Source organism: Microlunatus endophyticus, assembly GCF_014646195.1.
Lineage (GTDB): Bacteria > Actinomycetota > Actinomycetes > Propionibacteriales > Propionibacteriaceae > Microlunatus > Microlunatus endophyticus.
The window spans coordinates 40978-66340 of record NZ_BMMZ01000018.1 but is presented as its reverse complement, the minus strand read 5'-3'; the positions used below and the strand labels follow the sequence as shown (position 1 = coordinate 66340).

Below are 25363 nucleotides of genomic sequence, written 5' to 3'. Positions count from 1 at the left end.
CCTGGACCAAACCCGCCGACGAAATCCTGCCTCACGCCACCCGTCAACGAACTTCAGACGCGCGACACTAGGCCGTCTGTCGGCCAAGCCTCGGTGCTGCTGTCGTATTCCCGTTGCCAGCCGATCTCGGAGAGCCAGCTGACATCTGCGGCTTGCTCTTCCCGCCAGCCGATCCGCCCTTCGGATCGACACCGCAGACCACATCGTGCTCCTTGGAACAGCCGCGCATCACGACCCATCCGTTGGCGATCGCCAGCACGGTCACCGACACATCCGTGCCAAGCTTCCACCGCTGCCGGCCATCCGAGTCGCGATACACCACAGTCCCATTGCCCAGTTGGACAAAGCTGCCGTCCAACCCGACGGTCAGGCCCTGACTCTCGGCCGGAACACTGACCAGGATCCGCCCGGAGTCCGGCTCCAGAACCTGGTCGGTGTACTCGCTGTGCAGATAGAGCCGTCCACCGACCAGCCTCGCCTGCGGGCCACTGCCCGTGGTCTGCCAAAGCGGTCTACTGTCCGGGCGCCCGATCGCCAGCTGCGGGCTGAGCACTCCGGCACCGACCAGGATCAGCGCCAATGCGCCGCCGACCACCCAACGGAGCCATCGGCTGACGGGCAGCAGGGCGAGGATGATCACCGCCAGCAACCCGAGGCCGAGGGCCGCCACCACGACGCCGGCCAGATACCAGCCCCGCAAGGACGCCGAAAGGCCGATGGAGAAGATCCCGCCGCCGACCACCACGAGTGCGATGACCTCGCGCAGCCACCTCATCCGCGGCACCAGTCGAGCAGTCGTTCGACCGGCCAGGTGTTGATGATCCGGTCGGGATCGATCCCGATCGCTGCCGCGCGCTCGCAGCCGTACGCCAAGAAGTCCAGCTGACCCGGCGCGTGGGCATCGGTGTCGATCGAGAAGACGCACCCCATGTCGTACGCCAGCTGCATCAGCCGGGAGGGCGGATCGCGGCGTTCGGGACGGGAGTTGATCTCCACCGCAGTGGTGAACTGCTTGCAGGCCTCGAAGACGACCTCGGCGTCGAACGCCGATTCCGGGCGGGTGCCGCGATCGCCGGTGATCAACCGACCGGTGCAGTGACCCAGCACGTTGACCCGCGGATTGGCGATCGCCGCGACCATCCGGTGAGTCATCGACTCCGAGTCGGCGCGCAGCTCGGAGTGCACGCTGGCCACCACGACGTCGAGCTCGGCCAGCAGTTCCTTGGACTGGTCGAGGCTGCCGTCGGTCAGGATGTCGACCTCGATCCCCTTCAGGATCCGGAACGGGGCCAGTTCGACGCCAAGATCATCGATCGCGGCGAGCTGTTCGCGCAGCCGCTCCGCCGACAGTCCGCGAGCGACCTTGAGTCGCGGTGAGTGGTCGGTGATCGCGCAAAATTCGTGGCCGAGATCGCGGGCAACGGTGATCATCTCGTGCAGCGGACTGCCGCCGTCGGACCAGTCCGAATGAAGATGAAGATCACCACGCAGCGCCTGCCGCAATGCATCCCCGCCGGACGCCAGTGGCTTGGCCTCTGAGCGCAGTTTGGCCAAGGTTTCGGGGAGCTGACCGGCTTCCGCCTCGATGATCACCTTCGCGGTCTTCGGACCGATTCCTGACAGCTCGGCCCAGCTGAGACTGTCCCGATGATCTTGGCGAGCGGCTTCATCGAGCCCCTCGATCACGTCGGCAGCCCGCCGGTACGCCCGCACCCGGGGCGTCTCGGCCCGGGAGCGCTCCAGCCAGAATCCGATCTCCCGGAGCGCCGCAACGGCATCGGGATGATCATCGGTGCCGATCCGGCCGAGATCGATCGGGTCGGCCTTGCCGGTGCCAGAGTCCGCCACCCGGCCAGCCTATCCAGCCGCAGCGACCACCTTGGTCATCACACAGTTGCCCTGCCCCTTCGGCCGCTGGTAGTCGAAGCCGAGCCGCTCGTACATGGTGCGGGTCGCGTTGTACAGGAAGGACGAGGAGATCTTCTTGTCCGGGGGAAGGTCGTGCGGATAGGACTCGACCAGGCCGCCGCCGGACCGGGCGATCAGGGCCAATGCACCCCGGACCGCAACCGCTGCAATTCCCTGCCGACGGTACCGCCGATCGGTGAACAGGCAGGTGATGCGGAAGTCCGGACGGTCGACGAGGCCCGCCTCCCATTCCTTGCGATGGTGGATGTTCGGCAGTTCGGCGACCGGGCCGTATTCCGTCCAGGCGATCGCCTCCTCGCCGTCGAACACCAGGGCGGCATGGGCCCGTCCCTGCTCGACCAGCCGATGCTTGAATTCCCGGTTGCCCAGCTCCCGACGCTCGGGCGGGTCGGGAAAGCAGTGGAAGTGGGCGCACCAGCAGCCGCCGAAGACACCGTTGTGGCGCTCGGCCAGGGCCGCGAAGGCGTCCCAGGTCTGCGGCGACAGCGCCGCGATCCGATAGCCGTCGATCTGCATGCCGCGACAGTAGATCCGGTTCCGGACGATCCGCCTCCGGATCGCCCGCCGCCACGCGGGGGCAACCGGTGGCATACGCTGCCACGCATGGCGGCATCCTCACGCGGCATCAGCCGGACCCTGCTGCCGTCTCCCAAGTCCCGGGCCGCGATCGCCAAGCGGATGGCGGCGGTATCGGGCGAGATGACGACCGCGGCGGTCGCCGAGATGGAGGTACGGCACCCCTGGTTCAGTGAGCTGGATGCCAAGCACAGGTCCTGGATCACCCTGGTCGCCCAGGCCGGTATCGACGGTTTCGTGCACTGGTTCTCCAGCCCGGAGCCCAGCCCGCCGTCGACCGCTGACGTGTTCGGCTCCGCTCCCCGTGAGCTGGCCCGGCGGATCTCGCTCTACCAGACGGTCGAGCTGGTGCGGACGACGATCGAGGTGGCCGAGAAGCAGATCGACGAGTTGATGCCGCGCAGCGACCGGCCGGTGCTGCAGGCGGCGATCGTCCAGTACAGCCGGGAGGTGGCCTTCACCGCCGCTGAGATCTACGCCCGGGCGGCCGAGCTGCGCGGCGCTTGGGATGCCCGGCTCGAGGCGCTGGTGGCCGACGCGGTGATCCGCGGCGAGACCGACGAGAGCGTGCTGTCCCGCGCCTCCGCCCTCGGCTGGCGGTCGTCGGCCGATGTGGTGGTCGTGGTCGGCCCCGAGCCCGAGGACGAGACCGGCGTCGCGATCGAGGGCATCCGGCACGAGTGTGCCAAGGCCGGTGTCGACATGCTCGGGGCCGTCCAGGGCGATCGGCTGCTGGTGGTGCTCGGCGGCGACCGGATCGCCGAACCGGAGGCCGCGCTGGCCGTGGTCACCCGGTTCGCCGGCATCTTCGGGCCCGGCCCGGTCGTGGTCGGGCCGCCGGTCGAGCATCTGGCCGATGCGGCGCGCTCCACCCGCGCAGCACTGTCCGGTTACCGGGCGGCGGTCGGCTGGCCGAACGCCCCCCGGCCGGTGCTCGCCGACGATCTGTTGCCGGAGCGGGCACTGTCCGGTGACGGACACGCCCGGCGTGCCTTGGCCCGCACGGTCTTCGGCCCGCTGGCCGACAGCGGCAGCGGCCTGTTGGAGACCCTCGTGGTGTTCCTGGACAACAACAGCAGTGTGGAGGCCACCGCCCGAGCGCTGTTCGTGCACGCCAACACGGTCCGCTACCGGCTCAAGCGGATCCAGGAGGTGACCGGCTACAGCCCCAGTGACGCCCGGGACGCGTACGGCCTGCGGCTGGCGCTGACGCTCGGCCGGCTGCTGCCCGACGGCCGCGACAGCGGACGCGGATAGGCGTGCGGATTTGTCCGGTTCCCACAACAGCACCGCCCGAGTTTCGTCGTGTCCCTGCACGACGAATCCCGCTGCGGCGCGCCAGAGTTGACCCGTGCTCGCCGTTGTCGCGCCCGGCCAGGGCGCCCAGACCCCCGGTTTCCTGAAGCCGTGGATCGCCGAATCCTCCTTCGCCGAACGGCTGGCCTGGTTGTCGGCGGTCAGCGGCCTGGATCTGGAGCACTACGGCACCGAGGCGGATGCCGACACCATCCGCGACACCGCAGTGGCCCAGCCGCTGCTGGTCGCCTCCGGGTTGCTGGCGGCCCTGGAGCTCTTCCCGCATCCTGCCGATGCCTTCAGCCAGGTCGGGGTCGCGGCCGGACATTCCGTCGGCGAGCTGACCGCCGCGGCCGGAGTCGGGGTGCTGAGCGCCGAACAGGCAATGGTGCTGGTCCGCGAGCGCGGTAGGGCGATGGCCGAGGCGAGCGCCGCCAGGCCGACCTCGATGACCGCAGTGATCGGCGGCGACCCGGACGAGGTGCTGGACAAGATCGCCGAGCACGGCCTGACCGCGGCCAACAACAACGGCCGGGGCCAGATCGTCGCCGCCGGCACCACGGACCAGCTGGCCGCGTTGGCGGCAGACCCGCCGAACCGGGCCCGGCTGATCGGGCTCAGCGTCGCGGGCGCGTTCCACACCGTCCACATGGCTCCGGCCGTGGACCGGCTGGCGGCCCTGGCTCGGTCGGTCACCACCCACGACCCGCGAACCCGGCTGCTGTCCAACGTCGACGGTCAGATCGTCCACGACGGGTCGGAGGTGCTGGGCCGCATCGTCCGGCAGGTCGCCTCACCGGTGCGCTGGGACCTGTGCATGGCCACGATGGCCGATCTCGGCGTGACCGGGCTGTTGGAGGTACCGCCGGCGGGAACCCTGACGGGGATCGCCAAACGCAATCTCAAGGGCGTCGAGGTGTTCGCGCTGAACACCCCGGACCAGCTCCCCGAGGCCGCCGACTTCGTCCGCAAGCACGCCGACACGGCCGCCACGGCGATCTCCGGCAACCCGACCTGGCGGCTGATCGTCTCACCGGGCAAGGGGCAGTTCGTCCGCACCGACGATCTGCCGCCCGGCACCCTGCTCCCCGACCTGAGCACGGTCGGGGCGGTCAAGAACCTCCGCGACGAGATCCCGGTGACCGCACCGCATGGCGGCATCGTGGTCGAGTGGCTTGCCGAGGACGGCGATCCGGTCTCACCCGGCCAGCCGCTGGTCAGACTGCATCCGATGGTCGAGTCTCCTGGGGCCTCCGAGATCGGCCACTGACCGCTAGCCCCAACCCACCTGCCTCGCTTGTCCGGCCTCGCCGGCGGCGACAACAAAGATCGAGCATCAGCACGATCGGACAACCCAAGGAGAAAGACCAGATGGCAACCACCGAAGAGATCCGCAGCGACCTGGCCGAGATCGTCAACGAGGTCGCCGGCGTGCCGGCCGACGACGTACAGCTGGACAAGTCGTTCACCGATGATCTCGACGTCGACTCGCTCTCGATGGTCGAGATCATCTACGCCGCGGAGGAGAAGTTCGGCGTCAGCATCCCCGACGAGGAGGCCAAGAACCTCAAGACCGTCGGTGACGCAGTCGCCTACATCGAGCGCGCTGCTGCCTGATCCGAACTCACTTCCGCTAGGCACCTCTGCAAGGAGCACTCACTGATGTCCCGGACGCCAGTCGTTGTCACCGGTCTCGGAGCTACTACGCCGCTGGGCGGCGACGTGGAGTCCACCTGGGCCAATATGGTCGCCGGTAAGTCCGGCGTCCGGGCCATCGAGGCCGACTGGGCCGCCGATCTGCCCGCCCGGATCGCCGGTCAGCTGGTCGTCGATCCGGGTGAGGTGCTGGACCGAGTCGAGGCGCGCCGCCTCGACCGGTTCGCCCAGCTGGCGATCATCGCCGCCAACCAGGCATGGCAGGACGCCGGATACGGTTTCGGCGAGGACAACCCGGTGGACCGGGAGCGGCTGGCGACCAGCATCGGCACCGGTATCGGTGGCATGCACACCCTGCTGGGCCAGTGGGACATCCAGAAGGAGAAGGGCGGCCGGCGGGTCAGCCCGCTGACCGTGCCGATGCTGATGGGCAATGCCGCAGCGGCCCAGGTCAGCATCCGGCTGGGTGCCCAGGCCGGCGCGCACACCCCGATCTCGGCCTGCGCCACCAGCAACGAGGCGATCGCCCACGGCCTGGACCTGATCCGGTTGGGCCGGGCCGATGTGGTCGTTGCCGGCGGCTCGGAATCGGTGATCCATCCGCTGCCGATCAACGCCTTCAGCCAGATGCAGGCCACCAGCCGCCGCAACGACGAGCCCGAGCTCGCATCCCGGCCGTTCGACCGGGACCGGGATGGTTTCGTGCTCGGCGAGGGCGCGGCGATCTTCGTCCTGGAGACGCTCGAGCACGCGCAGGCGCGCGGAGCGAAGATCTACGGCGAACTGGCCGGCGCCGGGACGACCTCGGACGCCTTCGACATCGTGCAGCCCGATCCGAGCGGACTGAGCCAGGGCCGGGCGATGAAGATCGCCCTCAAGGAGGCCGAGCTCGAGCCCGGCGATATCGTGCACGTCAACGCCCACGCGACCTCGACCCCGACTGGCGACCCGGCCGAGGCGACCTCGATCCGGTACGCCCTCGGCGACGACACCTCGGCGATCGTCACCGCGACGAAGTCCATGACCGGCCACCTGCTCGGTGGCGCCGGCGCCCTGGAGTCGATGGCCACCCTGCTCGCCCTCTACAACCGGGTGGTGCCGCCGACGATCAACCTGGACAATCCCGAACCGGGACTGGGCATCGACATCGCGACCACCGCTCGTGATCTTCCGGCCGGTGATCTTGCCGGCATCAACAACTCCTTCGGCTTCGGCGGCCACAACGTCGCCGTCGCCTTCACGAACCAGTACGCCACCCATCGGCAGGTGTAAAGGGGCTGACATGACCGCCACAGTGCGACCCGCCGGTCAAACGGCATCCGAGAGGCTGCCCCGCGAGCTCGATCCGCGGAATCCGATCCTCCGGCTGGGCGCGCTGCTGGACGAGGGCAGCCTGACGTTGATCACCGAGGACGACGGGTCCGGGATGCTCGCCGCGACCGGGACCATCGACGGCAATCCGGTGGTCGCCTTCTGCTCCGACGCGACGATGTCCGGCGGCGCAATGGGCAGCGCCGGCTGCGCCGCCGTGGTGTACGCCTACGAGCGCGCGTTGGCCGACCAGCTGCCGATCATCGGCATCTGGCACGCCGGCGGCGCCCGGCTGCAGGAGGGCGTACTGTCCCTGGACGGCGTCGGTCAGATCTTCCACGCCATGACCCGCGCCTCGGGCCGGATCCCGCAGCTCTCCATCGTCCTCGGACCGGCCGCCGGCGGGGCCGCGTACGGGCCGGCACTGACCGACATCGTCATCCTCGGGCCCGAGGGCCGGATCTTCGTCACCGGCCCGGAGGTGGTCCGGTCGGTCACCGGCGAGGATGTCAACATGCTGCGCCTGGGCGGCCCGGACACCCACGGCCGGCGGTCCGGTGTCGTGCACGTGGTGGCCGACGACGAGGCCGATGCCCTGGCCCGCGGCCGCACGCTGATCACGCTGCTCGCCGACCAGGGCGAGGTCGCCGCCGAGGTTGCCGATGAGGATCTCGGCTCCCTGCTGCCCGAGTCGACCAAGCGCGCCTATGACGTGCATCCGCTGGTCGAGGCCCTCCTGGACGACGATTCGATGATCGAACTGCATGCCCGATGGGCACCCAACATCACGATCGCACTCGGCCGGCTCGGCGGCCGGACGGTCGGCGTGATCGCCAACAATCCGTTGCGGCTGGGTGGTTGCCTGGACTCGCTGAGCGCGGAGAAGGCGGCCCGCTTCGTCCGGATGTGCGACGCCTTCGGGGTGCCGCTGGTGGTCCTGGTCGACGTGCCCGGCTACCTGCCCGGGGTCGGGCAGGAATGGGACGGCGTGGTCCGCCGCGGTGCGAAACTGCTGCACGCCTTCAGCGAGGCCACAGTGCCGCGGGTCACGTTGATCACCCGGAAGGCCTACGGCGGTGCCTATATCGCGATGAATGCCCGCTCGCTCGGCGCGACCAGGGTCTTCGCCTGGCCCGGTGCGCTGGTCGCGGTGATGGGTTCGGTCGCCGCGATCCGGATCCTGCACCGCCGCAAGCTCGCCGCCGCCCCAGAGGATCTGCGCCCGCAACTGGAGGCCGAGCTGGCCGCCGAGCACGAGCGGATCGCCGGGGGTGTCGAGCGAGCCGTCGAGATCGGCGTGGTGGACGAGATCGTCGAGCCGACGACCAGCCGGTCGGCGATCGCCGCTGCGATCCGTGCCGCTGACACCGGGGCCCGGGGCGAACACACCAACATCCCGCTCTGAGCGGACTTATGCTGGGCCCATGAACGATCACGCCGCGCAACACGAAGCCGTACGGATCAGTGATCATGCCGCCGAGTTGCTGGACGAGGCACGGCTGGCGCCGGCCCGGCGCGCGGCGCGGACCTTGATCAGCGGTGCCGCCCAGCGGGTCACGCTGATCGCGCTGGCCGGATCGAGCGAACTCTCCGAGCATCTCTCCCCCGCTGCCGCATCCCTGCAGGTGCTGTCCGGTGAGGCGGTGCTGGCCGCCGGTGACCGGGAGTGGCAGCTGACCGCCGGAACCTTGATCGCGATCCCCCATCAGCGGCACGCGCTGCGGGCGATCAGCGACACCGTCGTGCTGTTGACGGTGGCGGTTGACTGACCTGCCGGCGTTCGTCGGCACCTTGGCTGCCGGCGCGCCGATCACCCCGGTCTGGGATAACGAGCTGGGTGGGCACACCTATCGGATCGATCGCCCGACCGGGTCCGAATTCGTCAAGTGGTGTCCTGATCATCCGGAATTCGATCTTGAGCTGGAGGCCGAGAAGCTCACCTGGGCGGGAAAGTACGTCACCGTGCCGCCCGTGATCGACCACGGCCGGGACTCGGATTCCTCATCCTGGTTGCACACCCGCGGCATCCCGGGCGAGACCGCGGTCGCGCCGCGCTGGAAGGCCGAGCCGGAGACGGCGGCCAAGGCGATCGGCACCGGATTGCGGGCGCTGCATGATCAGCTACCGGTCGCCGACTGCAGGTGGAGCTGGGAGGTCGATGATCGCGCGAAGCTGATCAAGAAGCCGGCGGATCTGGAGTTGATCAAGCAACGACCCGAGACCGATCTGATCGTCGTCTGTCACGGTGACGCCTGCTCGTCCAACACGCTGATCGCGGCCGACGGCACGTTCAGCGGTCACGTCGACTTCGGCAGCCTCGGCGTGGCCGACCGCTGGGCGGATCTGGCCATCGCCACCTATGCGATCGATTGGAACTACGATCCGCGCTTCGAGGACGCCATGCTCCAGGCGTACGGAATCGAGCGCGACCAGGACCGGATCGACTACTACCGGCGGCTCTGGGACGCGACCTGAATCAGGCATCCACCGCGGCGGCCTCGGTCTGGGGGAACGAACGTTTGGCCTGTTCGGCGATCCTGCTCATCATCCAGACGTCGACGCCGCCACCGATCGCCCCACCCGCGAACGGAACGGCTCGGCCGAGCTTGGTCAGGGTGCGCTCGCCCAGGGACTTCAGCAGCCGCATCCCGATCGCCTTGTTGACCACCATCAGTGCCTCAGGGGGCAGCCGCCGCAGCGCGACATTGGCCAGCGGCCCCGTCGTCGAGACGACCCCCACCTGGGCCAGTACGTCGTCAGCCTTGGAACCGACCAAGGTCAACAACACCGCGGTGCGAACCGGCGGATCACTGATGTCGTGTCCCCGGACAGTGGCGATCGCGCCGACCATCCGGACCGCCTGGATGTAGAACTCGAGAACGTTGACCGGGACGGCGACTGGCATGGTCACGAAGCCGCCGAGCCCGGTCGCGAAGCCGCCGATCCCGCCACCGAGCTGGGACTGCCGCTTGATCTTGCGGATCGCCTGCTCGTCGCTGCGGGAGTGCTTGCGGACCCGCCGGCCGAATTCAGCTGCCGATTCGACGGGGCCGCGCCGGTCGAGCCCGAATTCGAGCAGGCGCCGTACGAACTGGCTGACCCGGCCTGGACTCTCTTCTGTCGTCACGCCTCATGTGTACCCAATCTCCGGCTCAGTGCGCGACACCCGTCGCCAGGCAACCGTCGATCAGGCGGTCGAATCCGGTCCGGGCGTGCTGGATCGCCTTCGGATCAAGATCCAGCTGCATCGCGTGGTTCAGCGAGAGCATCAGGCCGGTCGCTTCGAAGATCACCTGGTCGGGATCGGTGTCGGCGCTGAATGCTCCATCGGCGATCGCCGCCGCGATCTGGTCCCCCAGGTAGGCCCGCCAGTTGTCGGTCAGCCGCCGGGCGACGTCGTGCAGCGGCCCGGGGCGGCTGTCGTAGTCGGTGGTCACCTGAGTGAAGAAGCACCCGCCCGGGAAGACGCCGCGCTCCAGATGGGAGATCCAGGCGTCGACCAGCCTGCGCAACCGGGGCAGACCGGACGGGGCGTGCGCGGCGGGCAGGATCACCTCGCGGCGATAGATCCGTACGGCTTCGGCCACGACGCCCAGCTGCAGATCGAGTTTGCTGCCGAAGTGGCCGATCACGCCGGACTTGCTCATCGAGAGTTCCTCGGCAAGCCTCCCCAGCGTGATAGCGTCCAATCCCTCGGTAGAGGCGATGTCGACGCCCGCGGACACGATCAGGTGCCGCGTCTGCAGCGCCTGGGCGGCCGTACGGCGAGGACTCACCCCCTAAGATTAGCTCAGCCCCCTTTTTAGCGTACGGTCGTACGCTAAACTTCGCCCTGTGACCGACGACATGACAGCCGTACGGCGCGGGTCCGAAATCCTCGGAGCCGGGTACTACCAACCCGCCACAGTCCTCACCAACCATGAGCTCGAGTCGATGGTGGAGACCAACGACGAGTGGATCCGGCAGCGTACCGGGATCCGGGAACGGCGGATCGCCTCGGACGAGGAGACCGTGCCCATGATGGCGACGGCCGCCGCCCGGGACGCGCTGGCCAACGCCGGCATCGACGCGTCGGTGATCGACCTGATCGTGGTCGCCACCGTCACCTCCGAGCAGCGCTCCCCCAACACGGCCGGCCGGGTCGCGGTGGATCTGGACGCACCATCGCCGGTCGTGATCGACATCAACGTCGCCTGCTCCGGCTACGTGCACGCGCTGGCGATCGCCGACCAGGCGATCAAAGCCGGCACCGCGACCACCGCCCTGGTGATCGCGTCGGAGAAGCTCAGCGCGGTCACCGACTGGACCGATCGCAGCACCTGCATCCTGGTGGCCGACGCAGCGGCCGCCTTCGTGATCCGGCGGAGCTCACGACCGGGTATCAGCACCGTCACCTGGGGCACCGAGCCAGAGCTTGTGGATGCGGTGGCGATCGAGCCGCCGACCAACAAGTTCGCCCAGGACGGCAAGTCGGTCTTCAAGTGGGCGATCTCCGAGGCCGCCGGCTATGCGGCCAAGAGCGTCACCAATGCCGGTTACCGGATCGACGAACTCGGCGGGCTGATCAGCCACCAGGCCAACCTGCGGATCATCGAGCCGCTGGCCCGACAGCTCGGGATGGCCGACAAGATCGTCGCCACCGACGTGGTCACCTCCGGCAACACCTCGGCGGCCTCCATCCCGCTGGCCTTCGCCAAGATGTGGCAGGCCGGCGAGCTGCCGCCGGACACACCCTTCCTGCTCTTCGCCTTCGGCGGCGGCTTCGCCTACGCGGGACTGGTGGCCCGCACTCCGCGTCCCCGCTAGCGGCCGACGGCGTAACCCTGCATGCCGCGCGGGTTGGCGGCCGCCTTGAGCATCCCGGTGTAGGGGTCGTACGACGCCGCGGTCATCCGCGACAGTGCCCAGTCCCCGGTGACCTTGACCTTGTGGCCCCGCTTCTCCAGTTCGGCCACGACTTCCGGGGCGAACCGCCCCTCCACCTCGACGACACCCGGCTCAGGGACCCGCGGCTCGAAACTGGAGATCATTGACTTGATGTTGAAGGTCGGATGGTCGATCGCCGCCTGCAGATTCAGGCCGCCCAGCTTGTGTGCCAGCCAGAACACCATCGCCCACTGGTCCTGCTGATCGCCGCCCGGCGTACCGAAGCCGGTCACGGTACCGTCCTGGGCGACCGCCATACCCGGGCTCAGCGTCGTCCGCGGCCTACGACCCGGAACCAGCGTCGACGGCAGGCCCTCCTCGAGCCAGACCATCTGCAACCGGCTGCCGAGACAGAACCCGAGTTCGGGAACTGTCGGCGAGGACTGCAGCCAACCACCGCTCGGCGTCGCCGAGACGACGTTGCCCCAGCGGTCGACGATGTCGAGGTGGCAGGTGTCGCCCTTGGTCCGGCCGTCGCGTTGCACGGTCGGCTCGCCGCTGCTGCCGCCGGCGACCGGGTCGGTGACCACCGAGAAGTCCGGAAGCCGCGGATCCAGGCCGTTCAGCCGTCCGGGCCGCAACTCCAGCGAGGCCGCCTCGCCGATCAAGGAGCGGCGCTGGTCGAGGTAGCCGGCGTCCAGCAACCCGGCGAGGTCCGGATGATCCGGCGCATCGCCGAACCACGCGTCCCGGTCGGCGAAGGCCAGCTTCTGCGCTTCGATCACGTGGTGGATCTGGTCGGCGCCGAAACCCCGCCAGTCCGAGCCGGAGCCGAAGACCGAATCCAACAACGGGTCAAGGATCCCCAGGGTCTCCAGGAAGACCGGGCTCTGGGCCCAGCCGGCTGCCTTGTAAATCGTGTTGCCGCGCCAGTCCAGACTCATCGGCCGCTCGTAGCCCGGCCGGAAGTTGGCAAGATCATCACCGGTGATCACGCCGGCATGTTCGCGGCCCGAGCTGTCCATCACCGGACGCTTGACGAAGGCATCGATCGCCTCGGCGACGAAACCCTCCGACCAGGCCCGGATGGCGCGGTCGCAGGCCGCCTCACGGGTGTCGGCCAGCTGCGACTCACCGACCAGCCGGGCGTAGGTGTTGGCCAGCTCCGGCCGGGTGTGCAGCTGCCCGGGCTCGGGCGCCGGCAACCAGGTCTGGGCCGAGGTCGGCCAGTAGCTGGTGAAGTAGTCGGCCATCCTCTTCACCAGGGCCGAGATCCGTTCCACCACGGGATAACCCGCCTCGGCGTAGCGGATCGCGTACTTCAGTACGTCGGCCGGCCAGAGCGTGCCGTGATCACGCAGCAATGTCAGCCAGGCGACGGTCGAGCCCGGCACCGCGGTGGCCAGCAGACCGGTACCGGGCACCGTCGACAGGCCAAGATCACGGAAGTACTGGATCGTCGCGCCGGCCGGGGCAACGCCCTGGCCGCTGAGCACCTCGGGTTCATGATCGACGTGTTTCAAGATCAACGGAAGGTCGCCGCCCGGCCCGTTCAGGTGGGGCTCGACGACCTGGAGCACGAAACCGGTGGCCACTGCGGCGTCGAACGCGTTGCCGCCGGCCTCGAGAACTGCCATGCCAGATTGACTGGCCAGCCAGTGCGTGCTGGTCACCATGCCGAAGGTTCCGGCGAGTTCGGGTCTGGTTGTGAACACGGCTCAACGCTAGCGATCACCCACCCGCCGCGCGTCCGCGGGGTCGAGACGGCGGCAGCACGACACAATGAAGCATGACCGAGGTCGATTGGTTCGGACTGGGCGGGCTCGTGCTGCAGGTCGTCCTGGCGCTGATCGTGGCGATCTTCGTCTCGGCCAACCGCAAGCCCGAGTCGGCAATCGCGTGGATGATGACGGTCGTCTTCCTGCCGCTGGTGGGGATCATTGGCTTCGCACTGATCGGAGCCCAGCGGCTGCCGCGCCGGCGCCGCGACAAGCAGCGTCACGTCAGCGAGTTGATCATGGCGCGGACCGAAGGCGGCCTGGCCCGGGCCAGCCGGCGTGACCAGTGGCCGGACTGGCTGCCCCCAGTGGCGCGGATGAACGAAACCCTCGGCGCACTGCCGATGGTCGGTGGCAACAGCAGCGACCTGATCGAGTACTATCGCGCGGCGATCATGGCCATCGCCGACGACATCGATCAGGCGACCCGTACGGTGCACGTCGAGTTCTTCATCCTGATCCACGACGACATCACCGCACCGTTCTTCGACGCGCTGCGCCGGGCCTGTGAACGAGGAGTCGAAGTCCGCGTCCTGTCGGATCACTTCACCCAGTTCACCTATCCGGCCCGGAGGAAGACCCAGCGGATGCTGGCAGAGATGGGCGCCCACTACCAGCCGATGCTGCCCCTGCGGCCGTTGCGCGGACGCTGGCAGCGGCCGGATCTGCGCAACCACCGCAAGCTGGTCACCATCGACGGCATCGTGGCCCACACCGGCTCACTGAACATGATCGCCGACCACTACCACAAGCGGAAAGGCATCAAGCGCGGTCTGCACTGGCACGAGCTGATGATCAGATTCGAGGGCCCGATCGTCCGCGAACTCGATGCGGTGTTCGTCACCGACTGGTACAGCGAGACCGATGAACTGCTGCCGCTGGACTATTCGCCGGTCCGGCTCGACACCGGTGACCGCGATGCCCAGGTGATCCCCAGCGGGCCGTCCTTCGACAACGACAACAATCTCAAGCTCTTCGCTGCGGTGATCCACAACGCACGGCACCGAGTGAGCATCACCAGCCCCTATTTCGTACCGGACTCGACGATCCAGCTGGCGATGATCACCGCGGCGGCCAGAGGAGTCGACATCGAGCTGTTCGTCTCGGCGACCAGCGACCAGTTCATGGTCTATCACGCCCAGCGTTCCTATTACGAGCAGTTGCTGCGGGCCGGCGTGCGGATCTACCTCTACGGCGAGCCGACCATCCTGCATGCCAAACACTTGAGCGTCGACGACGATGTCGCGATCATCGGATCCAGCAATCTGGACATCAGGTCACTGAGCCTGCACATGGAGTTGATGGTGCTGCTCCACGGTCGCGACGTCGTCGACGAGTTGCGCGTCGTCCAGGACGAATATCGTCAGGCCAGCCGGCTGCTGACGCTCGAGGACTGGCTGAAAAGGCCCCGACACGAGAAGCTTCTTGACAACGTCATGCGGCTGACGTCCTCCTTGATGTGAGGCCGTCCAGATCTGAGGCCGTCCTGATGTGAGGCCGTCGAGGTAAGGGGAAGCAGTGGCACACCAATTCGCACTCAGCAACGTCACCGTGGTCACCGCAGATGCGACCGGCACGGTCCTGCCCGATCACACCGTCGTGGTGGACGAGAGCGGGCGGATCGAACGCGTCGCACCGGCCGAGCAATGCGCCGTACCGGCCGGCTACCGGGTGATCGACGGCCGAGGCCGTTTCGCCGTCCCGGGCCTGATCAACGCCCACGCCCACCTGTTCGCCGACGGCAGGCCGCTGCCGAAGATCCTGCTGAACGAGTCACTCGAAGAAGTCGTCGCCCGATTCGGGCACAGCCCGCTCGGCCACCTGCTCTTCAAGCGCCGGGCCAAGGCCAACGTGATCACCCAGCTCAACTCGGGCGTCACGACCATCCGATCCCTCGGCGACGTCCGCTACGAGGTCGTCGCGGTCGCCGCGGAGATCGAACGCGGCGACTACCTCGGCCCCCGGATGATCGCCTCAGGCCCCTTGCTGGCTGCGACCGGCGGCCACGGCGCACCCCAGATCGCCTTGATCAGCGACTCGCCGTGGGAGGCACGCCGCAACGTTCGGGCCAACCTGCGCCACGGCAGCACGGCGATCAAGATCGCCGCGACGGGCGGTGTCACGGATGCCCGGGTGGTCGGTGAGGCGGGCCGACCGCAGCTCACCGAGGAGGAGATGACGGCGATCTGCGAGGAGGCACACAACGCCGGGGTGCTGGTCGCCGCGCACGCCCAGAGTGCGGAGGGCATCCTCAGGGCCTTGCGAGCCGGCGTCGACACGATCGAACACGGTGCCGGCATGACCGAGGAGATCATCGAGCTCTTCCGGCACAACCCGCGATCGCTGTCCGGCACGTCGGCGCTGATCCCGACCTTCATGGCCGCGCTACCGCTGATCAAGCTCGACCCGGCGGTGACCGGGGTCAACGAGGTGGTCCGAGCCAATGGGGAGATGGTCTATGCGTCGATGCGCCAGGGTGTCCAGGACGCGCTGGCCAACGACATAGCGATCGGAATGGGAACGGATTCCGCGCTCACCTATGTGACCCACTACAACACCTGGCGGGAGATCGACTACGCCGTCCGGTTCGGTGGCCTGACGGCCGCCGCGGCGCTCAACGCCGCGACCCGGACCAACGCCCGGATTCTCGGGCTCGCTGACGAGACCGGCGCTGTGGAGGAGGGCAGGTCGGCCGACCTCGTCGTCTTCGGCGCCAATCCACTGGACGACCTGCGGACCATGGCCGAGCCGTGGCTGGTGGCGGTCAAGGGCAGGTTGATCGAGCAGCCGACCGTGCAGCGGTTCGACGAACTGGACGCCCGGCTCGACACGATCTGACGTCGGTACTGACGTCCGTACGGGGCAAAGGACCGCGGCTCCTATGATCAGCACAAGGATCCGATCACCACGAAAGAGATGAGAAACCCCCGTGTGGAGCGCGCTGGGCGACACTCTCCCGCTCGCAGCCGGCATCGCGCTCAGCCCGCTGGGCATGATCATCTCCCTGGTGATGCTGATGGGCGACCGCGGGCGGCGCAAGACCGCGATGTTCGGCCTGTGCTGGTTCCTGTCGGTCCTGGTGGTCGCTGGGATCGCCTACTTCATCGTCGAGGCGGCGGACACCGCCGACGCCGCCCGGGCGCTCCTCGGTGTCGAGGGTCTGCAGCTGCTGCTGGCGCTGGTCTGCTTCGTACTGGCGGCGATCACCTGGCGGCGGATCCCCCGGGGCGGGGAATCACGGGAGAGCCGGCTGCTCCAGCGGCTGGACAACATCAGCGTGCTCGGCGCGGCCGGACTCGGCCTGGCCCAGGGCTTCGCCCGGGTCAAGAACATCTTCCTGGCGTTCGGCGCAGGTGCCCGACTCGGTGAGGTCGGGTTGGCCCGCGGCGAGGGCGTGTTCCCGCTGGCGATCTTCGCCCTGATGTCGACCGCCGGAGTGCTGGTGCCGCTGGTCATCGCGCTCGTCAACCGTCGGCGGGTGCCGACCAGCCTCGTACGGGCTCGGGAATGGCTGGAGGCCAGCATGTCCTCGATCACAATCGTGGCCCTGCTGGTCGTCGGCGTGTATTTCCTGGGTCAGGGTCTGGACATCCTCGACTGAACCCAGCACGCTCGAAGTGTGCGGGTCCCACGCATCACCAACCTGTTCCTGATCACCGCCGGCGCGGTGATCACCGTCTTCGGGATGCGCGAGCTGAGCTGGCTGCTCGGGCCCTTCCTGCTGGCGCTGATGATCGTCATCCTGGTGCACCCGGTCTACCGCGCGCTGTTGCGGATCAAGGTGCCGGCGGTCGGCGCCCTGCTCGGACTGCTGGTCGCCGTCTACGGGATCATTCTCGGTCTGATCGGGATCATCGCGATCTCGGCCGCCCAGTTGGCGACCATCCTGCCGCGGTACGCCTCCTCGGTGGCAGCGTCCTGGCAGTTCCTCACCGACCAGTTGGCCGGTCTGGGCATCGGCAGTGACCAGATCCGCCAGCTGGTCGGCACCATCGACCTGCTCCAGGTGGCCCGCTTCCTCACCGGGCATCTGCCCTCGCTGTTCAGCGCCGGCGCCAACATGATCTTCCTTTACAGCCTGCTGCTGTTCCTGGGCGTCGAGTCCACCCAGATCCGCCGGCGGGCGGCCAGCCTCGCCGCCGATCATCCGGCGTTGGCCGCCGCGCTGACCGAGTTCGTCCACAACACCCGGCGGTTCCTGGCGGCGACCGCGGTGTTCGCGGTGATCGTCGGCGCACTGGACACGATCTTCCTGATGTTGATCGATGTTCCGATGGCGCCGTTGTGGGGTCTGTTGGCGGCGGCCTGCAACTTCATCCCGTACGTCGGCTTCGTGATCGGCCTGATCCCGCCCGCCCTGTTGCTCCTGCTGGACGGGAACTGGCAGTTGATGATCGTGGTGATCATCGTGTACATCGTGCTCAACTCGATCGTCACCACCCTGCTGCCGGCCAAGATCGTCGGCGATCTGGTCGGCCTGTCGATGACGATCACGATGATGTCGGTGGTCTTCTGGTCCTGGGTGCTCGGACCGATCGGCTCGATCCTTGCGGTGCCGTTGAGCCTGATGACCAAGGCGGTGCTCGTCGACTCCGACCCGAAGGCCCGCTGGCTCGCAGGTTTTCTCAACTCCGACAGCCGTAACCGCAAACAACAGACCTAGGTGGCGCGCGACACCCGTGTCCGGTCCAGTGTCCGATCCGGGCGGTCCTCGCCTACCGCCGGACCTGCAGATGGGTCGTCACGAGGTAGCACAGGCTCGCACCCCCGGTCGCCGCCGCCAGTCCTCCGATCGCGGCGCCGACGAACAACACCGGCTGCACCACACCCAGGACCAGCAACATCGTGCCGGCCAGCAACAGCGAGCCGACCAGGCCGAGAACGGCCAGCACGCTCAACGCCGGCCACGCAGCTCCGGAGCGGGGTCGCCCGGTGTCACGCACCTGCGGCACGGGCGAGTGCGGTCCGGTCGCACTGGACAGCGGCAGGTCGGCGGTCAGCTGCCACAGCTCCGACAGCGTCAGCGACCGCAGCGCCAACGTGACCCGCTGGTCGAATTCGTCACCGCTCAACCGGCCCGCCGCGTAGTGGGCGGCCAGCACGTCGCAGGTGGCCGAGCGTTCACTCTCGCCGACCCGCTGGGCGCCGGACCCGAGGCGCTGGTGGAAGAGGACCGATCCGGACTCGGTCGGCCTCGGCTCGGGTGCATGCAGTTCGTGCGGCGGGACGGGCATCTCCATGCCGATATCGTCACGCCAGACCGGACGGAATCGCGCGGCCGCCGTGAAGTTTCGGCCTCCGGGCCTACTGGGTCCCGGCAGTTGCAGACCGTGGTCTGACCACAGGGCGCCACGACCCAGGCTCAGACGACCTCGTGCAGCCACCGGACGGGCGTGCCGTCCCCGGCGTACCGGAACGGCTCGAGTTCGGCGTCCCAGGGAGCGCCGAGCAGTTCGTCCAATGCGTCGACGATGTCCCGCCCGCCCAGGGCCGCGGTCACCATCGCCTTCTTGATCCGGTCCTCGGGAATCACGATGTCTCCATGCAGTCCGGTGGTGGCGTGGAAGATTCCCAGGGTCGGAGTGTAGGAGTAGCGCTCGCCCTCGCTGGTCGAGGTGCGCTCCTCGGTCGACTCGAACCGGATCCGTTCCCATCCCTTGAGCGCGCTGGCGAGCCGGGCCGCCGTCCCCACCGGGCCGGACCACGAGTATTCGGTCCGGTAGGAGGCGCGCTCTGCCGACTGCGCGATCCAGTCGAGCCGTACGGGCATGCCGAAGACGCCGCCCACCGCCCACTCGATGTGGGGACACAGTGCCGACGGCGTGGAGTGGATGTACAAGACACCACGGGTCGTGCTCATGGTCGATCCTCCGGACTTGACTTTGGCTGCACTGACCGGCGGCCTGAGGGCTGCCTTCCCCGACATCCTCAGTTCGTTGTCAGTGCCCAGCCGACGCTCCGGCGTGCACGACCACCTGCTACGCCTGCCATTGTGCACCATCTATCACACCCGCACCACCTGTGACGGCAAACACGCCCCGGTGCGGAAGCGCTCACGGCGTCGGCGTCACGGCCGACCTGGTGCGCGCCGAACGCCGTCTCGGAGTGGGGCGTTGGGGTGTGAGCAACGCGGCAAGCTGTTCAGCTGCCGCCAACAGCGTTTCGATGTGGTCGGTCAGATCGTCGTCGAACCGGACCACTTTGGGTTCCAGGATGGTCAGCGATCCGACCGGGCGGGAATGGATCCGCACCGGAGCCGCCACTGCCCTGGTCGTCGGATCGTATTCGCCGTCCGATGATGCCCACCCGGTCCTGACTGTCTGATCGAAGAGCTCCATCAGAGCCCCTTCGTCGACTTCAGTGAGCTCCGAGTAGCGGGCGAAGGGCCGGCCGGACAGGAGGTTGCGCCGTACGTGCGGGTCGAGGAAGGCGAAATACGCACGCGACGTCGCGCCGGCGTGGGCGGGATACAGATCCCCGACCAGCGGGTGGATCCGAACGGGGCCTCCGTAGCCGTCGACGGCGGCAATGCACCGGACATGGAATCCGTCCGGGACGGAGAAAAGTGCGGTCCTCCCGGTGCGCTCGGCAAGATCGGCGAGAACCTGCTCAGCCAGCCTTGCCAGGCCACCTCCCCGCTCCCACAGCGAAGCCATTTGCCACATCGCCGGGCCAAGGCTGTAGCGGCGCGTGATCGGATCGGACTTGAGGAAGCCACGCACTGCCAGAGCAGCCAGCAACCGCTGGCTGGTCGATTTGTTGAGGCCGAACTCATCGGCAAGCTCGAAAACACCCCATTCGGTCCGGTGCTCGCTGAACGACAGCAGGATCTCCAGCGCTCTGTCGACCGTCTGCAGTGGGGGTGGACCACCGGTCCGGCCCGTCAACCGTTCCATGAGACCTCCGTCAGTTCCCGAGTTTCCGCCTCGTGCTTTACGCCAATGTTTCAATTTTCGGTCTGCCATTGCAGATACCGGGATTCTATTGCAGCACGCGGAACGCAGTGCGCAGTCTTTGGGATCTACGCGGATCCGCGTCCGCCAGTGGCAGCCATGGATCTGTTGACCGGGCCGGACACCGCACGCGCACACAGGTGAAGGATGATCATGTCAACTGCCGGAAGCACCGAACCAGCGTCGGCACCAGTCGTCGCGGAACGGCATCCTCGCGCTCTCGAGCCGGCAACGCTGGTGATCACCGCACTGCTGGCGATCCTCGGTGGGGTGATCGGGCTGCACCTTGTCACCACCTTGGGCATCTCGCCCAACACCTCGGTGATCGGCGCCCTGGTGGCGATGCTGGTGGGCCGGATCGGATTCGCCGGGCTATCACGCTTTCGCGACACACATCGTCAGAACCTCGCCCAGACGTCGATCTCAGCGGCGACCTTCGCAGCGGCCAACTCGCTGCTGACTCCGATCGCGGTGCCGTTCGCCTTCGGCCGGACGGATCTGGTGTGGCCGATGCTGCTCGGCGCTGCCATCGGTCTGATCATCGATGGCTGGATCCTCTACCGCGCCTTCGGTTCGTCCTTTCTGCCTGCAGATGCCGCCTGGCCCCCAGGGGTCGCCGCAGCAGAAACCATCAAGGCCGGTGATCGGGGTGGCCGGCAGGCACTGATCTTGATCATCGGCACAGTAGTGGGTGTCGGCGGTTCCCTTGCCGGGATGTCGATGTCGGCTGCAGGCGTCGCATTCATCGGCAACATCGCCGCCCTGGCGCTGTTCGGTGTCGGCTTGTTGATCAATCAGTACGCGCCCGGGCTGCTGCATCTCGATCTCACCGAGCTCTACATCCCACACGGCGTCATGATCGGTGCCGGACTGGTTGCGCTGATCCAGGCAGCGATGGCGATCTTCCGCCGCAGCGTTGCTGCCCCGGCCGGTAACACCCTGTCGGACGCCGGCCCAGGTCCGTCACTGCAGCCAACAGTGGACGCGAAGCAACTCCGGCGCACCTTCGGGACCGGCTATCTGCTCTACCTCGGCGGTGCGCTCGTGTTGGCGACGACGACGGCGCTGTGGTCGCATCTCTCGGTGCCGGCGATCATCGGCTGGGCTCTGTTCGCCGCCTTCGCCGCTATCGTCCACGAGCTGATCGTCGGTCTGGCCGCGATGCACGCCGGCTGGTTCCCCGCTTTCGCCGTAACGCTGATCTTCCTCGTCGTCGGTCTGCTCGTTGGTATGCCCGCGGTGCCGTTGGTGTTGCTGGTGGGTTACTGCGCGGCGACCGGTCCGGCATTCGCGGATATGGGCTACGACCTCAAGGCCGGATGGATCCTGCGCCGCACATCCCGGCCCTACCTGGCCTATGAGATCGATGGCCGTCGCCAGCAATTGATCTCGGCGATGATCGGGTTCGGGGTAGCGATCGGGATGGTGCTCGTGCTGTGGCGCGGCTACTTCCACTCCGGTCAGCTCCCGCCGGTGTCCCAGGTCTACGCCGACACCATCCGCTCCGGCCTGGGCCGGCCCGATGTGCTGCGCAACCTCCTGCTGGCAGCCGTCCCAGGGGCCGTCATCCAGCTGGTCGGCGGACCGAAGCGCCAGCTTGGCATCCTGTTGGCAACCGGTCTGTTGATCAGTACGCCGAATGCAGGCTGGATGGTGCTGGCCGCACTCGTGATCCGACTGGTCTGGGGGCGGATCCGCGGCGCGGACGGCGAGAAGGAGATCTCCGTCTTCGGAGCCGGTCTGATCGCCGGCGATTCCCTGTTCTCGATCGGCCGGATCTTCGGCGGAAAGTGATGATCATGAACCCGCTCCCGACAACGTCGGCTTCGGCCGGCCAACCCCACAAGGACGCTCTTCTCACGCGCCGGCTCGCGGTGATCACCATCGGGCAGTCACCGCGAACGGATCTGACACCTGACCTGCAGCGCTGGCTTCCCGGCGTCCGGCTGGTCGAGCGCGGAGCGCTGGACCACCTCAGTCCCGACCAGATCGCCGGGCTCGCACCGCGCGCTGGTGAGCGTGTCCTGACGACGCGGCTCCGGGATGGTTCATCAGTGATCATCGGGCACGATTTCGCCGATGAACTGGTACAGCAAGCGATCGTGGCGGTCGAGTCGGCTGATCCTGATCATCAGCCGGCCGTGGATGCGGTGCTGCTCGCCTGCACCGGCGAATTCCCGCCGCTGCGACATCGCACCCCGCTGTTCCATCCCGACGCCATGCTCACCCACGCGGTCGGCGCGCTGGCCCGCGGCATGCAGTGCGTCGGAGTGATCTGCCCGCTACCGGAGCAGATGGAGGAAACAGTGATCAAGTTCGCGCCAGTCGCTGATCGTGACACGCAGGTCGAGGTACGGGCAGCCACCCCGTACTCAGATGCCCGTGCCGGCCTGGTCGAGGCAGGCCAGGAGCTTGCCTCCGCCGGTGCCGAACTGATTGCACTGGATTGCATCGGCTATTCCGATGCGATGCGACGGTTGGTTGCCGACACCTCAGGCGTGCCGACCGTGATCGGCCGGGCGGCAGCAGCACGGCTCGTCGGCGAGGCGCTGGAATCCCTGCCCCGACGCGGATCGGAGAACTGAGCGATGAGTGCGCGCATCGGCGTCATCCGCGTACTGAGCACCGACGACGAGCGACTCCTTGGCGCGCACGGCCGGGCGATCGAGGAGGTGCTGCCGGGCGTGAGGACCATCTCCCGGTGCATTCCGGACCAGCCCGATGGCGTGCACGATGAATACACGCACGCTGCGTCGGTTCCGAAGGTCGCCCGGCTGGCAGCCGAGCTCTCCGATCAGGTCGACGGCCTGGTGCTCAGCTGCGCAGCCGATCCCGGCCTGCAAGAGGCACGGGCCGCTGCCCGGGTGCCACTGGTCGGGGCCGGATCGGCGGCGGCAGCAGCGGCCCGTGCCCTCGGCAGCCGGGTCGGTGTCATCACCCTCACTCCCACCGTGCCGGAAGCGGTTGCGTTGCCGCTCGCGGATCGACTGATCGCCTTCCGGCAACCCAGCGGGGTACATCAGACCCGCGATCTGCTCACCGACGCCGGTCGGACCGCAGCCGAGCAAGCAGCTGACGAACTGGTCGCTGCCGGAGTCGATGTGTTGCTGCTGGCCTGTACCGGCATGACCACGATCGGCCTACCGGACCGGCTTCGGGCCTGCTTCGGAGTTCCGGTGATCGATCCGGTGCTCGCCGCGGCCGGGCTTCTGATCAGCACCTGTGCCTGAATCCGTTCGAGATCACCACGACCAGCACCGACAACGAAGGAGCAACCACCGATGTCTTGGCCCCACACCCTGGAGGCGTACCAACTGCTCGACGACCCGGCAGCAAGCGGTGAACGGGTCGCCGAGCTCTGGCGCCGTTCCGGCGCCCGGACGGTGGAGGTGTTCACCGAGCATGGCGACAAGGGCAGTACCGACTTCGTCCGAGTGATCATTCCGGGAAGCAACGGCAGATCGTGCGGCGGTGGCGCACCCACGCTCGGCGTCGTCGGACGGCTCGGTGGTCTCGGAGCCCGCCCCGAACAGATCGGATTCGTCTCCGACGGGGACGGGGCGCTGACCGCGGTCGCCGTCGCCGGGAAACTGCTGGACGCCGCCGCCAAAGGCGACCGGCTACCCGGCGACGTCGTCGTCGCCACCCACATCGATCCGGACGCCCCGACCAGGCCGCACGATCCGGTGCCGTTCATGGACTCGGCAGTAGCGCCCGAGGTCAACAACCGGCACGAGGTGACCGAGGCGATGGACGCGGTGCTGTCGATCGACACCACCAAGGGCAACCGGATCTGCAACCATCGCGGATTCGCGATCACACCGACCATCAAGGCGGGCTGGATCCTCCGTGTTTCCGAGGATCTGCTCAATGTGGCGTCTCGGGTCAGCGGAGCGTTGCCGGCGGTATTGCCGATCACCATGCAGGACATCACGCCGTACGGGAACGACGTCTACCACCTGAACTCGATCGTCCAGCCGACCGTGGCGACCAGCGCGCCGGTGGTCGGTGTGGCGATCACCACCGAGTCCGCCGTTGCCGGCTCCGCGACGGGAGCAACTGATCTGTGGAGTGTTGAGTCGGCCGTCAGGTTCGTGATCGAGGTCGCCAAGGACTTCGGACGCGAGCAACTCGACTTCTACGATGCCGCGGATGCGCAGCGCCTGATCGACCTGTACGGGAGCATGGCCATCTTGCAGACCCAAGGTCGGCAGCGGCAACAATGACGATCATGAGATTACTGCTGCTCTCCAACTCGACCAATCATGGCCAGGACTACCTCAGTCACGCGCGCGGTGTGATCGGCGATCATCTCGACGGCGTCGACTCGTTGATCTTCGTCCCGTACGCCATGCATGATCACGACGCGTACACCGAGAAGGCCCGGGATGCCTTCGCCGGCTGGGGTGTGAGCGTCACCGGCCTGCACACGGCCGGGGATCCGGCAGCCGCTATCCAAACCGCGCAGGCCGTCTTCGTCGGAGGCGGCAATACCTTTCGGTTGGTCAGGAGACTACGGCAGGACAACCTGCTGATGGTGATCAAGGACGCGGTCAGATCCGGTGTGCGGTACCTAGCGGCCAGCGCTGGCAGCAATATCGCCGCCCCGACCCTGTCGACGACCAATGACATGCCGATCGTCGAACCGGGTGGCTTCGGAACCCTCGGCCTGATCCCGTTCCAGCTGAATTGCCACTACCTCGATGCCGACCCGGGGTCCACCCATGCCGGTGAAACCCGCGAGCTGCGCCTGCAGGAGTATCTGGAGGAGAATCAAGGACCCGTCCTCGCGCTCCGCGAAGGCACCTATCTCCGGGTGATTTCGGACCATGATCAATTGGTCGCCGAGATCGGCGGCACCGCGGTCGCCCGTCGAGCGCCGGGCCCTGCACGGCTCTTCAGCCGCGATGCGACGCGAGAGATCTCCGGCAACGTCAGCTCGTTGTTCGGCTGAGTCGCTCAGGTCAACGGGACAACCGACCGGGCGCTCCTCTAGGG

General features: G+C 67.8%; 26 protein-coding genes. 17 read left to right on the top strand and 9 right to left on the bottom strand.

Annotated elements, in window-relative coordinates:
* Positions 1 to 67: 67 nt before the first annotated feature.
* The 3 genes from IEY07_RS22930 to IEY07_RS22920 are packed head-to-tail and all read right to left on the bottom strand — an operon-like array spanning position 68 to position 2445.
* Positions 68 to 775 carry a hypothetical protein gene (locus IEY07_RS22930; protein WP_188898290.1) on the bottom strand — a complete coding sequence of 236 codons (708 nt, stop codon included), beginning with the start codon at positions 773 to 775 and terminating at the stop codon, positions 68 to 70.
* Positions 772 to 1848 (bottom strand): PHP domain-containing protein, encoded by a 1077-nt coding sequence (locus IEY07_RS22925; protein ID WP_308422971.1) that lies wholly within the window; start codon positions 1846 to 1848, stop codon positions 772 to 774. Before IEY07_RS22925 ends, IEY07_RS22930 begins: the two co-directional genes overlap by 4 nt.
* Before the next feature lie 9 nt (positions 1849 to 1857).
* Entirely contained in the window at positions 1858 to 2445 is a 588-nt protein-coding gene (locus IEY07_RS22920; protein WP_188898288.1) for a GNAT family N-acetyltransferase, read from the bottom strand.
* Between the two features lie 87 nt (positions 2446 to 2532).
* Between IEY07_RS22920 and IEY07_RS22915 the strand changes: the two genes are divergently transcribed.
* The 7 genes from IEY07_RS22915 to IEY07_RS22885 all read left to right on the top strand — a co-directional run bounded on the left by IEY07_RS22915 (position 2533) and on the right by IEY07_RS22885 (position 9243).
* A complete protein-coding gene (locus tag IEY07_RS22915) occupies positions 2533 to 3762 on the top strand; it encodes a PucR family transcriptional regulator (protein WP_188898286.1) in 1230 nt (409 codons plus the stop codon).
* Positions 3763 to 3856: 94 nt separating this feature from the next.
* The gene (locus IEY07_RS22910; RefSeq protein ID WP_188898284.1) at positions 3857 to 5071 is read left to right on the top strand and encodes an acyltransferase domain-containing protein; all 1215 of its coding nucleotides are present in this window, start codon (positions 3857 to 3859) and stop codon (positions 5069 to 5071) included.
* Between the two features lie 101 nt (positions 5072 to 5172).
* On the top strand, positions 5173 to 5418 hold the full coding sequence (locus tag IEY07_RS22905; protein ID WP_091528583.1) for an acyl carrier protein: 246 nt from the start codon (positions 5173 to 5175) through the stop codon (positions 5416 to 5418).
* A 45-nt stretch (positions 5419 to 5463) separates the two neighbouring features.
* Positions 5464 to 6729: a beta-ketoacyl-[acyl-carrier-protein] synthase family protein gene (locus IEY07_RS22900; RefSeq protein WP_188898282.1), complete on the top strand. Its 1266-nt coding sequence runs from the start codon at positions 5464 to 5466 to the stop codon at positions 6727 to 6729.
* 10 nt (positions 6730 to 6739) lie between these two features.
* Positions 6740 to 8173 (top strand): acyl-CoA carboxylase subunit beta, encoded by a 1434-nt coding sequence (locus IEY07_RS22895; RefSeq protein WP_188898280.1) that lies wholly within the window; start codon positions 6740 to 6742, stop codon positions 8171 to 8173.
* A 19-nt stretch (positions 8174 to 8192) separates the two neighbouring features.
* Positions 8193 to 8537 carry a cupin domain-containing protein gene (locus IEY07_RS22890; RefSeq protein ID WP_188898278.1) on the top strand — a complete coding sequence of 115 codons (345 nt, stop codon included), beginning with the start codon at positions 8193 to 8195 and terminating at the stop codon, positions 8535 to 8537.
* Complete coding sequence (locus IEY07_RS22885; RefSeq protein WP_188898276.1) at positions 8530 to 9243, top strand: aminoglycoside 3'-phosphotransferase; 714 nt, start codon at positions 8530 to 8532, stop codon at positions 9241 to 9243. Before IEY07_RS22890 ends, IEY07_RS22885 begins: the two co-directional genes overlap by 8 nt.
* Before the next feature lies 1 nt (position 9244).
* Here the strand turns inward: IEY07_RS22885 and IEY07_RS22880 are convergent, their stop codons facing one another.
* Positions 9245 to 9895, bottom strand: a complete 651-nt coding sequence (locus IEY07_RS22880; RefSeq protein ID WP_188898275.1) for an EcsC family protein — start codon at positions 9893 to 9895, stop codon at positions 9245 to 9247.
* 25 nt (positions 9896 to 9920) lie between these two features.
* The gene (locus IEY07_RS22875) at positions 9921 to 10544 is read right to left on the bottom strand and encodes a TetR/AcrR family transcriptional regulator (protein ID WP_188898273.1); all 624 of its coding nucleotides are present in this window, start codon (positions 10542 to 10544) and stop codon (positions 9921 to 9923) included.
* 58 nt (positions 10545 to 10602) lie between these two features.
* On the opposite strand from IEY07_RS22875, the gene IEY07_RS22870 reads away from it, so the two are divergent.
* Positions 10603 to 11574, top strand: coding sequence for a beta-ketoacyl-ACP synthase 3 (locus IEY07_RS22870; RefSeq protein WP_229670563.1), 972 nt, complete (start codon positions 10603 to 10605; stop codon positions 11572 to 11574).
* Here IEY07_RS22870 and IEY07_RS22865 read toward each other — a convergent pair.
* A complete protein-coding gene (locus IEY07_RS22865) occupies positions 11571 to 13349 on the bottom strand; it encodes a gamma-glutamyltransferase family protein (RefSeq protein ID WP_188898271.1) in 1779 nt (592 codons plus the stop codon). The genes IEY07_RS22870 and IEY07_RS22865 overlap by 4 nt on opposite strands.
* A 74-nt stretch (positions 13350 to 13423) precedes the next feature.
* Between IEY07_RS22865 and cls the strand changes: the two genes are divergently transcribed.
* The 4 genes from cls (at position 13424) to IEY07_RS22845 (ending at position 18075) form a co-directional block, all read left to right on the top strand.
* Positions 13424 to 14875, top strand: coding sequence for a cardiolipin synthase (gene cls / locus IEY07_RS22860; RefSeq protein ID WP_188898269.1), 1452 nt, complete (start codon positions 13424 to 13426; stop codon positions 14873 to 14875).
* A gap of 55 nt (positions 14876 to 14930) precedes the next feature.
* Positions 14931 to 16250: a metal-dependent hydrolase family protein gene (locus IEY07_RS22855; RefSeq protein WP_188898267.1), complete on the top strand. Its 1320-nt coding sequence runs from the start codon at positions 14931 to 14933 to the stop codon at positions 16248 to 16250.
* A gap of 91 nt (positions 16251 to 16341) precedes the next feature.
* Entirely contained in the window at positions 16342 to 17013 is a 672-nt protein-coding gene (locus IEY07_RS22850) for a GAP family protein (protein ID WP_188898265.1), read from the top strand.
* Positions 17014 to 17031: 18 nt separating this feature from the next.
* Positions 17032 to 18075: an AI-2E family transporter gene (locus IEY07_RS22845; protein WP_188898263.1), complete on the top strand. Its 1044-nt coding sequence runs from the start codon at positions 17032 to 17034 to the stop codon at positions 18073 to 18075.
* 52 nt (positions 18076 to 18127) lie between these two features.
* Here the strand turns inward: IEY07_RS22845 and IEY07_RS22840 are convergent, their stop codons facing one another.
* The 3 genes from IEY07_RS22840 to IEY07_RS22830 form a co-directional block, all read right to left on the bottom strand.
* Entirely contained in the window at positions 18128 to 18652 is a 525-nt protein-coding gene (locus IEY07_RS22840) for a DUF1707 SHOCT-like domain-containing protein (protein WP_229670561.1), read from the bottom strand.
* A gap of 122 nt (positions 18653 to 18774) precedes the next feature.
* Positions 18775 to 19272, bottom strand: coding sequence for a DUF3145 domain-containing protein (locus tag IEY07_RS22835; protein WP_188898261.1), 498 nt, complete (start codon positions 19270 to 19272; stop codon positions 18775 to 18777).
* Positions 19273 to 19465: 193 nt separating this feature from the next.
* Positions 19466 to 20308 carry an IclR family transcriptional regulator gene (locus IEY07_RS22830; protein ID WP_188898259.1) on the bottom strand — a complete coding sequence of 281 codons (843 nt, stop codon included), beginning with the start codon at positions 20306 to 20308 and terminating at the stop codon, positions 19466 to 19468.
* Between the two features lie 210 nt (positions 20309 to 20518).
* Here IEY07_RS22830 and IEY07_RS22825 point away from each other — a divergent pair, with 210 nt between their 5' ends.
* From IEY07_RS22825 to pepE, 5 genes are read left to right on the top strand one after another with little or no spacing between them, the layout of a single operon-like run.
* Complete coding sequence (locus IEY07_RS22825; protein WP_188898257.1) at positions 20519 to 22159, top strand: OPT/YSL family transporter; 1641 nt, start codon at positions 20519 to 20521, stop codon at positions 22157 to 22159.
* A 5-nt stretch (positions 22160 to 22164) separates the two neighbouring features.
* Entirely contained in the window at positions 22165 to 22950 is a 786-nt protein-coding gene (locus IEY07_RS22820; RefSeq protein WP_188898255.1) for an AroM family protein, read from the top strand.
* 3 nt (positions 22951 to 22953) lie between these two features.
* Positions 22954 to 23595 (top strand): aspartate/glutamate racemase family protein, encoded by a 642-nt coding sequence (locus IEY07_RS22815; RefSeq protein ID WP_188898252.1) that lies wholly within the window; start codon positions 22954 to 22956, stop codon positions 23593 to 23595.
* A 51-nt stretch (positions 23596 to 23646) separates the two neighbouring features.
* Positions 23647 to 24591 carry a DUF1177 domain-containing protein gene (locus IEY07_RS22810; RefSeq protein WP_188898250.1) on the top strand — a complete coding sequence of 315 codons (945 nt, stop codon included), beginning with the start codon at positions 23647 to 23649 and terminating at the stop codon, positions 24589 to 24591.
* Between the two features lie 5 nt (positions 24592 to 24596).
* The gene (pepE, locus tag IEY07_RS22805) at positions 24597 to 25319 is read left to right on the top strand and encodes a dipeptidase PepE (RefSeq protein WP_188898248.1); all 723 of its coding nucleotides are present in this window, start codon (positions 24597 to 24599) and stop codon (positions 25317 to 25319) included.
* The last annotated feature ends 44 nt before the right edge of the window (positions 25320 to 25363 follow it).